This window comes from Jatrophihabitans sp. (genome assembly GCF_036389215.1).
Classification (GTDB): Bacteria; Actinomycetota; Actinomycetes; order Mycobacteriales; family Jatrophihabitantaceae; genus Jatrophihabitans_A.
Genome location: NZ_DASVQG010000229.1, coordinates 1 through 2,059 on the forward strand (window position 1 = coordinate 1; position 2,059 = coordinate 2,059).

2 protein-coding genes and 1 pseudogene are annotated in these 2,059 nt (G+C 68.1%); 1 reads left to right on the forward strand and 2 read right to left on the reverse strand.

The genetic code is table 11. The features are described from left to right. The first annotated feature begins 186 nt into the window (after positions 1–186). A complete protein-coding gene (locus tag VF542_RS12720) occupies positions 187–972 on the forward strand; it encodes a polyprenol monophosphomannose synthase (protein ID WP_408652077.1) in 786 nt (261 codons plus the stop codon). Positions 973–1,273: 301 nt separating this feature from the next. Here VF542_RS12720 and VF542_RS12725 read toward each other — a convergent pair whose 3' ends face one another. Beyond that, entirely contained in the window at positions 1,274–1,639 is a 366-nt protein-coding gene (locus tag VF542_RS12725) for an RNA polymerase-binding protein RbpA (RefSeq protein WP_408652078.1), read from the reverse strand. 194 nt (positions 1,640–1,833) lie between these two features. Next, a pseudogene (locus VF542_RS12730) lies at positions 1,834–2,059 on the reverse strand (thymidine kinase); the annotation flags it as partial.

Here is a 2,059-nt window from a genome sequence, read left to right on the forward strand (position 1 = left end):
GGGTCGGCGGCTGGCTCGATCGGCGGATCGCGCGGCTGGCCCGCGGCAACCCGCCGCCGTCCGGCCGGCGAGGCAGCACCAGCACGTCCGGCCGTGACACCGCGGCACGCACCAGGCGTGCTAGGCGTACTGAGCGCACCGAGAGCCAACCGACAGCGCGGTCGGCGAGACAGGGGAGGGGTACCGGTGACCGAGGCCCAGAGCAGGTCGGCAGCAGGAGCGGGGGAGCAGCTTCGGACGCTGGTGATCATCCCGACCTATAACGAGCGCGAGAACCTGCCGCTGATCGTGGAGCGGGTCCGCTCGGCGGTTCCCGAGGTCGACATCCTGGTGGTCGACGACGGCAGCCCGGACGGCACCGGCGAGATCGCCGACAAGATCGCCGCCGACGACAGCCAGGTTCAGGTGCTGCACCGTGACCAGAAGGCGGGCCTGGGCGCTGCCTACGTGGCGGGCTTCCAGGTCGGCCTGACCGCCGGCTACCAGATCCTGGTCGAGATGGACGCCGACGGCTCACACGCTCCGGAGCAGCTGCCCCGGCTGCTGGCCGCCCTGGCGCACTCGGATCTGGTGCTGGGCTCGCGGTGGGTGCCCGGCGGCCAGGTGCTGAACTGGCCAAGGTCGCGGGAGCTGCTGTCCCGGGGTGGCAACCTCTATACCCGGATGGCGCTCGGGATCGAGTTGCACGATGCCACCGGCGGTTACCGGGCCTACCGGCGGTCGGTGCTGGAGGCGATCGACCTGTCCGCGATCTCCTCCGAGGGCTACTGCTTCCAGGTGGACCTCGCCTGGCGCGCGGTGCAGGCCGGCTTCCGGGTCACCGAGGTCCCGATCACCTTCGCCGAGCGGGAACGCGGCGAGTCGAAGATGAGCGGAGACATCGTTCGGGAGGCCCTGCTGCGGGTGACCGAGTGGGGGGGGGCGCACCGGGCCGCCCAGCTTCGGGGATTGCTGAGCCGCGGAAGCCGGTGAATCCCGAACGCGGTGAATCCCGAACCCGAAAGCCGCTAAAACCCTGAACCGCTAACCCTGAACCCACTAATCGTGAAAAAGGCGGTAAGCGGGGAAGCGGTAAGCCTGAAAGCGGTAAGCCCGGAAGCGGTGAACGTGAAAACGGCAAGCCGGAAGCGCTAGCCCGGAGCGGTAAGCCTGAAACCGCAAGCCCGGAAGGATGAACCCGGTAAGCAAAAGCGAACCGGCCCCGTTGTAGCAGTCGGGGCCGGTCCGGTGAATCGGTGTTCAGCCGCCGCCTGCCGGCGGCGGCTGCCGCGAGTCAGGCGGTCTTGGGAGACTTGGCCCCCGGGCCGCCGCGGCGGGCGCGCAGCACGTCCAGGCGCTCTGCGAGCACCTCTTCGAGATCGGCGATGGTGCGCCGCTCGATCAGCATGTCCCAATGAGTACGCGGAGCCTTGACCTTCTTGGGCTCCGGCTCCGGCAGGTCCACGGCCTTGGCGCTGGTGCCGTCCAACCGGCATTCCCAGGTCGAGGGCAGTTCGGCATCGTGGGCGAAGGGCACGCTGAACTCGTGATCCCGTTCGCACCTGAATCTGATGAGCTGACGCGGCGCCGGTTCGGCGGCGTATTCGGTTTCATAACTGATAGCGCCGAGGCGGCTGCCCCGGAGTACACGATCGGCCATTTTTTGTGATCACTCCTCACCCAGCTTGGGTACCGAGTTTGCAACGAACAGTCCCGGCAGATGATTCCCGAAAGCCTAGCGATATTACTCCGTGTAATCGAGGGGGTGCAGGCGGTCTCCTCCGGGTTTGGCCCGAATCCAGCGAGAATCAGACGCCACCGGTGAGACCCATGTCTCCCCCGGCGGCTCGGCGATCAGTCCAGCGTCAGCTGCTCGGCCAGTGCTGAGGCACCCAGCTCGCCCCGGCGGTAATGGGCCCGGCAGAGCACCTGGTACCTGACCTCATGCCCGTCGGAGGCGACGGTGTCAGCCACCAGGACCGTGTCGCCCTCGTGGGTGATCCGGCCGGCGACCACCCGGGCGTTGTGCTTGCCGGGCAAGCCACACCAGCACAGCACCTCGACCTGGATCTCCGAGATC